4 protein-coding genes are annotated in these 7,705 nt (G+C 67.8%); 2 read left to right on the forward strand and 2 right to left on the reverse strand.

The genetic code is table 11. The annotated features are described in order from the left end of the window. The first annotated feature begins 298 nt into the window (after positions 1-298). Complete coding sequence (gene lepA, locus ACZ4WS_RS12135; protein ID WP_467979587.1) at positions 299-2,167, forward strand: translation elongation factor 4; 1,869 nt, start codon at positions 299-301, stop codon at positions 2,165-2,167. 250 nt (positions 2,168-2,417) lie between these two features. Further along, the gene (locus tag ACZ4WS_RS12140; protein ID WP_467979588.1) at positions 2,418-4,292 is read left to right on the forward strand and encodes an AMP-dependent synthetase/ligase; all 1,875 of its coding nucleotides are present in this window, start codon (positions 2,418-2,420) and stop codon (positions 4,290-4,292) included. 30 nt (positions 4,293-4,322) lie between these two features. On the opposite strand, the gene ACZ4WS_RS12145 is transcribed toward ACZ4WS_RS12140, so the two are convergent. Then, positions 4,323-4,907 carry a response regulator gene (locus ACZ4WS_RS12145; protein WP_467979590.1) on the reverse strand — a complete coding sequence of 195 codons (585 nt, stop codon included), beginning with the start codon at positions 4,905-4,907 and terminating at the stop codon, positions 4,323-4,325. 16 nt (positions 4,908-4,923) lie between these two features. Next, positions 4,924-7,705, reverse strand: a 2,782-nt coding sequence (locus tag ACZ4WS_RS12150) for an ATP-binding protein (protein ID WP_467979591.1), incomplete at its 5' end; no start/stop codon positions are given.

Genomic DNA, 7,705 nt, shown 5'->3' on the forward strand with positions numbered 1-7,705 from the left:
GCACGCGAGGACACGCCTCGCGCACCGTTTGATTTCTTGGGGTGTGCCTCGTGCAGAGAGGGCATGAGACACAGCCACCCAGGCTACCAGCCGCCCTCCGGCCAGCCCAAACCAGCCTCCGAGCCTCGCCTCGCACGCCCCCGGCGGGCCCCAGGCCCACAGCTCACACGGCCGCGGCCGACCCCAGGCCCCCAGCTCACACGGCCCAAACCGGTCGCAGCTCCCCACCCGTGGGACCATGGAGCCTACGTATCGATCCGACCCGAGGCGACAGGCGCCTCAAGAGACAGGACCCTGCGTGCCCGCGACCCCTAACAATGTGCCCGAGCCGAGCCGTACCGCCCCGGCTCTGATCCGCAATTTCTGCATCATCGCGCACATCGACCACGGCAAGTCCACGCTCGCCGACCGCATGCTCCAGCTGACCGGGGTGGTCGAGCAGCGGCAGATGCGTGCTCAGTACCTCGACCGCATGGACATCGAGCGCGAGCGTGGCATCACGATCAAGTCCCAGGCGGTCCGTCTGCCCTGGGCGCCGACCGAGGACCCGGGCAAGACCCACATCCTCAACATGATCGACACCCCCGGGCACGTGGACTTCACGTACGAGGTGTCCAGGTCGCTCGCCGCCTGCGAGGGGACCGTTCTCCTCGTCGACGCCGCCCAGGGCATCGAGGCGCAGACTCTCGCCAACCTCTACCTGGCGATGGAGAACGACCTCAAGATCATCCCCGTACTGAACAAGATCGACCTGCCGGCCGCACAGCCGGAGAAGTTCTCCGAGGAGCTCGCCAACCTCATCGGCTGCTCCCCCGACGACGTGCTCAAGGTCTCCGCCAAGACCGGGCTGGGCGTCGAGGCGCTGCTCGACAAGGTCGTCGCCGAGGTCCCCGCCCCGGTCGGTGTCCAGGACGCCCCCGCGCGCGCGATGATCTTCGACTCCGTCTATGACTCCTACCGGGGCGTCGTGACGTATGTGCGTGTCATCGACGGGCAGCTCAACAAGCGTGAGCGGATCCGGATGATGTCCACCGGGGCGACCCATGAGCTGCTGGAGATCGGTGTCTCGTCGCCCGAGATGACGCCGGCCGACGGGGTGGGCGTCGGTGAGGTGGGCTACATCATCACCGGCGTGAAGGACGTCCGGCAGTCCAAGGTCGGTGACACCATCACCACCCTGCACAAGGGCGCGACCGAGGCGCTGGGCGGTTACAAGGACCCCAAGCCCATGGTCTTCTCCGGGCTGTACCCGCTGGACGGGTCCGACTACCCCGAGCTGCGCGACGCCCTCGACAAGCTGCAGCTCAACGACGCCGCGCTCGTCTACGAGCCGGAGACCTCGGCCGCGCTGGGCTTCGGCTTCCGCGTCGGCTTCCTGGGGCTGCTGCACCTCGATGTGATCCGGGAGCGGCTCGAGCGTGAGTTCGGGCTCGACCTCATCGCCACGGCGCCGAACGTCGTGTACCGCGTCGAGATGGAGGACGGCAGCGAGCACGTCGTCACCAACCCGAGCGAGTTCCCCGAGGGGAAGATCGACAAGGTCTACGAGCCGGTCGTGCGGGCGACCATCCTCGCGCCCTCCGAGTTCATCGGCTCGATCATGGAGCTGTGCCAGACCCGGCGCGGCACGCTGCTCGGCATGGACTATCTGTCCGAGGACCGGGTCGAGATCCGCTACACGCTGCCGCTCGCGGAGATCGTCTTCGACTTCTTCGACCAGCTGAAGTCCAAGACCAGGGGTTACGCCTCGCTCGACTACGAGCCCACCGGCGAGCAGACCTCCAGCCTGGTCAAGGTCGACATCCTGCTGCACGGCGACAAGGTGGACGCCTTCTCGGCGATCACCCACAAGGACCAGGCGTACGCGTACGGTGTGCGGCTCGTCGCCAAGCTGCGTGAGCTGATCCCGCGGCAGGCGTTCGAGGTGCCCATCCAGGCGGCCATCGGGTCCCGGGTCATCGCCCGCGAGACCATCCGCGCCATCCGCAAGGACGTCCTCGCCAAGTGCTACGGCGGTGACATCTCCCGTAAGCGGAAGCTGCTGGAGAAGCAGAAGGAAGGCAAGAAGCGGATGAAGATGGTGGGCTCTGTGGAGGTTCCGCAAGAGGCCTTCATCGCCGTGCTGTCCAGCGATGACAGCGGTGGCTCGGCCAAGGGCAAGAAGTAGCCACACGCGGCACGCCGATTTCCCCGATTTCATGGGCCCGTTGCGCTTCGGCGCGGCGGGCCCTGCCTGCGTCCTACCCGTGTCCCGTGCAGGAGCCCCGCGCGTGTCCTCTGGAGGAAGTGACAGGCCGCCGCCTCTTACGCACCGGCCGGTCGCGCTCTACTCTGATCACTGCTCGATAGTTACTCGCGAGTTAAACAACAGCCGCACAATTGAGCCAGCCGCGCTGTCGCGGGCCCCGGAGGATGTCGTGAGCGACACACAAACCCTGATCGAGAACCGTCCGCCGTCCGTGGCGGCCCTCTTCCTGGAGCGCGTGGCGGCCACGCCCGACGCCGAGGCCTACCGCTACCCGGTACCACCGGCCTCGGGCGAGGGCCCGGACGAGTGGAAGTCGCTGAGCTGGGCGCAGGCCGCCGAGCGGGTCTTCGCCATCGCGGCCGGTCTGATCGAGCTGGGTGTCCAGCCGGAGCAGCGCGTCGCGCTCGCCTCCTCCACACGGGTCGAGTGGATCCTGGCCGACCTGGGCATCCTGTGCGCGGGCGCGGCCACGACGACCGTGTACCCGCAGACCAACGCCGAGGAGTCGGCGTTCATCCTCTCCGACTCGGAGAGCAAGGTCCTGATCGCGGAGGACGCGGCCCAGCTCGCCAAGGCCCGGGAGAAGCGCGCCGAGCTGCCTGAGCTGACCCATGTGGTCGTCATCGACCCGACCGGCGTCGAGACCGGCGACTGGGTGCTCACCCTCGCCGAGCTGGAGAGCCGCGGCGCCGCGTACCTGGAGAAGAACCCCGACCTGATCAAGGAGAAGGTCGGCGCGATCACCGCCGACCAGCTCGCCACCCTCATCTACACCTCCGGCACCACGGGCCGCCCCAAGGGCGTCCGCCTCCCGCACGACAACTGGTCGTACATGGCCAAGGCCATCGCCTCGACCGGGCTGCTCGGCCCCGACGACGTGCAGTACCTGTGGCTGCCGCTCGCGCACGTCTTCGGCAAGGTGCTCACCTCCGGCCAGATCGAGGTCGGGCACGTCACCGCCGTCGACGGCCGCGTGGACAAGATCATCGAGAATCTGCCGGTGGTGCAGCCGACGTACATGGCGGCCGTGCCGCGCATCTTCGAGAAGGTCTACAACGGGGTCGCGGCCAAGGCGCGGGCCGGTGGCGGCGCCAAGTACAAGATCTTCCAGTGGGCGGCCGAGGTCTCCCGCGAGTACGCGAAGGCCAGCCAGGACAGCTTCCGGCGCACCGGCACGGCCGCCGTCCCCTTCGCCCTCGGTGCCAAGCACAAGGTCGCGGACGCGCTCGTCTTCGCCAAGATCCGCGAGGCCTTCGGCGGCAACCTGCGCGCCTGCGTCTCCGGCTCCGCCGCGCTCGCGCCCGAGATCGGCTACTTCTTCGCGGGCGCCGGCATCCACATCCTGGAGGGGTACGGGCTCACGGAGTCCTCCGCGGCCTCCTTCGTGAACCCCGGCGAGGCGTACCGCACCGGCACTGTCGGCAAGCCGCTGCCCGGCACCGAGGTGCGCATCGCGGACGACGGCGAGATCCTGCTGCGCGGCCCCGGCATCATGGAGGGCTACCACGGGCTGCCCGAGAAGACCGCCGAGGTGCTGGAGGCGGACGGCTGGTTCCACACCGGCGACATCGGTGAGCTGTCCCCCGACGGCTACCTGCGCATCACCGACCGCAAGAAGGACCTCATCAAGACGTCGGGCGGCAAGTACATCGCGCCCGCCGAGGTCGAGGGCCAGTTCAAGGCCGTCTGCCCGTACGTCTCCAACATCCTCGTGCACGGCGCCGACCGGAACTTCTGCACCGCGCTGATCGCCCTCGACGAGCCGTCCATTCTCGACTGGGCCAAGGAGAACGGCCTTTCGGGCAAGTCGTACGCCGAGGTCGTCGACGCCCCGGCCACGGTCGCCCTCGTCGAGGGCTACGTCAAGGAACTCAACGAGGGCCTCCAGCGCTGGCAGACCATCAAGAAGTTCCGGCTGCTGCCGCGCGACCTCGACGTCGAACACGGCGAGATCACGCCCAGCCTGAAGCTGAAGCGGCCGGTCGTGGAGCGCGAGTACAAGCACCTCATTGATGAGATGTACGCGGGGACGCGCGAGGCGTGAGCCCCCGGGGGGCGGCGCCTGACAACAGCCCTACAGGCCCCGCCCCCGCCGCATCTCTCTCAGCAGTTCCCCCATCTGCCGTACCTGATGGCGCAGTTCGAAGACATCCTGCAGGCTGCTGGCCGCCATGTGTGTCTCGATCTTCGTGAGCCGGTTGGCCAGTTCGTCGAACTGTTGCTGCTCGCGGGCGAGCAGCCGCTCCAGCTGCTGGTTCTTGCGGTGCAGATCGAGGAAGACGGTGACCTTGGCGCGCAGCACCCATGGGTCGAAAGGTTTCGTCAGATAGTCGGCGGCCCCGGTCGCGTACCCGCGGAAGGCGTAGCCCGCGTCGGCGTCCGTGCCCGTCAGGAAGATGATGGGGACGTCCTTGGTCTGGTCGAGCCGTTTGATGTTCGCGGCGGTCTCGAAGCCGTCCATGCCCGGCATCCGGATGTCGAGCAGGACGACGGCGAACCGCTGCCGCAGCAGGGCCTTCATCGCCTCCTCGCCCGAACGCGCGCGCACCAGCGGCTCGTTGAGGGACCCCAGGACGGCCTCCAGTGCGACCAGGTTGTCCTCCATGTCGTCGACAAGGAGGATGCTGGCGCGCTCGTCGGTCGTTGCCTCAGCGCTCATGGTGACTGTGCCTCACTCAGTCGTCGGCGGGTGCGGGCTCCCCTGATGTGCTCGCTCCCGGTACAACCGAACCGCTGGCGGCGTCCCGCTCCCGGCCGTCCGCGCCCTCCGGATCGAGGAGGGCGCAGACGACGGTGAGGAGCTGGTCGACGTCCACCGGCTTCGGTACGTAGTCGTTGGCACCCCGTGCGATGGACTTCTCGCGGTCGCCGGGCATCGCCTTCGCGGTCAGCGCGACGATGGGCAGACCCGTCCAGCGGGGGGTGCGGCGGATGGCGGAGATGGTCTCGTAGCCGTCCATTTCCGGCATCATGATGTCCATCAGGACGAGTTGGACGTCGGGGTTGCGCTCCAGGGTCTCGATGCCCTCGCGGCCGTTCTCCGCGTAGAGGACAGGCATACCGACGCGGCCCAGGACATGAGTCAGCGCGAAGACGTTGCGGATGTCGTCGTCCACGATCAACACCCGTCGTCCGGGCAGGACCTGCCCCGCCCGGCCCGACTTCCATGCCTCCAGTTTGGTGGGTGTGGGCCAGGTGTCGTCGGTGTCGTGGGCGGTGTACGGCTCGCTGGACAGCTGCTCGGGCACGAGCACCGGACGGTCCTCGGGGACGGGCCCGGTCGCCGCGTGCCCGGGGCTCACGACAGGGACGTACAGCGTGAAGGTGGACCCCTTGCCGGGCTTGCTCTCGGCGATGATGCGGCCGCCGAGCAGTCCGGAGATCTCGCGGCTGATGGAAAGGCCGAGGCCCGTGCCGCCGTACTTGCGGTTGGTGGTGCCGTCGGCCTGCTGGAACGCCTCGAAGATCACCGGGAGTTTCTCGGCGGCGATGCCGATGCCGGTGTCGGAGACCGCGAAGGCGATCACGTCGTCGCTGTTCTCGCGGGTGAAGATGTGCTCCGGGTCCTTGAGCCGGTTGACGCGCAGCTCGACCCGGCCGGTCGCGGTGAACTTGATCGCGTTGGAGAGCAGGTTGCGCAGGATCTGCTGGAGCCGCTGCTCGTCCGAGTACATCTCGCGCGGTACGTCCTCGCCGACCGCCACCTCGAAGGCGAGCCCCCGGTCGAGGGTGAGCGGGCGGAAGGTCGCGTGGACGTAGTCGAGCAGCTTGATCAGCGGCAGTTTCTTGGGGCGTACGTCCATGCGCCCGGCCTCGATCTTCGACAGGTCCAGGATGTCGTTGATCAGTTGGAGTAGATCGGATCCCGAGCGGTGGATGGTGGTCGCGAACTGCACCTCCTGGTCGGAGAGATGGCCGTCCGGGTTGTCGGAGAGCAGCCGGGCCAGAATGAGAAGCGAGTTCAAGGGCGTACGCAGCTCGTGGGACATGTTCGCCAGGAACTCGGACTTGTACTGCGACGAGGTCGCCAACAGGGCGGCCTTCTCTTCCAGTTCGGCGTTGGATCTCTGCAACTCCGCCTGCTGTGACTGGAGTTCGTCCGAGCGGTCCTGGAGCTGGATGGCCAGGCGCTGCGACTCGCCGAGCAGGGACTCCGTACGGGAGTTGGCGATGATCGTGTTGATGGCGACGCCGATGGTGTTGACGAACTGGTCGAAGAACGCCAGGTGGACGTCGGAGAAGCGGGAGAACGAGGCGAGCTCGATCACGCCGAGGAGTTTGTCCTCGAAGAGGATCGGGATGATGACGACGCTCGCGGGGGCCGCCTCACCCAGACCACTGTTGATCTTGATGTAGTCCGGCGGGGCCTCTTCGACCAGGATCCGCTTCTTCTCGCGGGCTGCCTGCCGGACCAGCCCGTGCACCGGCATGCCGCCCGTGTCGACGGTCGCGCCCTGCGCCGAGCCGTACCCGGCGATGAAGGCGAGTCCCTTGGCGGGGATGGCGGTCCGCAGGGTGTCCTCCTCCGGATCGGCCAGGAAGAAGGCACCGTACTGCGCGTTCACCAGCGGGGTCAGCTCGCGCAGGATCAGGTCGGCGACCTCCATCAGGTCGCGGTGGCCCTGCATCAGCGCGGCGAGGCGGGCCAGGTTCGACTCCAGCCAGTCCTTCGCACGGGTGGTCTCGCGGAGGTTGGCCACCATCAGGTTGATGTTGTCCTTGAGCTCGGTGACCTCGCCCTGGGTCTCCACCGTGATGGAGCGGGACATGTCGCCCTGGGCCACCGCGGACGCCACCTCGGCGATCGCGCGGACCTGGGTGGTCAGGTTGAGCGCCAGCTCGTTCACGTTCGTCGTGAGGCGCTTCCAGGTGCCGTACACGCCCTCGACCCGGGCCTGGCCGCCGAGTTGGCCCTCGGAACCCACCTCGCGGGCCACCCGGGTGACCTCGGAGGAGAAGGAGGAGAGGGTGTCGACCATCGTGTTGATCGTCGTCTTCAGTTCGAGGATCTCGCCGCGCGCGTCCACGTCGATCTTCTTCGACAGGTCGCCCTGGGCCACGGCCGTCGCGACCTGCGCGATGTTCCGGACCTGTGAAGTCAGGTTGTCGGCCATGTAGTTGACGTTGTCGGTCAGGTCCCGCCAGACGCCGGAGACGCCGAGCACCTGGGCGCGCCCGCCGAGCCGTCCGTCGGTGCCGACCTCGCGGGCAACCCGGGTCACCTCGTCGGCGAAGGCGCGCAGCTGCTCCACCATCGTGTTGACGGTGTCCTTGAGCTCCAGGATCTCGCCGCGGGCGTCGACGGTGATCTTCTTGGAGAGGTCGCCGTTGGCGACGGCGGTGGTGACCTGGGCGATGTTCCGCACCTGTGAAGTCAGGTTCAGGGCCATGAAGTTGACGTTGTCGGTGAGGTCCTTCCAGACGCCGGAGACGCCGCGGACCTGTGCCTGACCGCCG

The sequence above is a fragment of the Streptomyces sp. NPDC029292 genome, assembly GCF_055569295.1.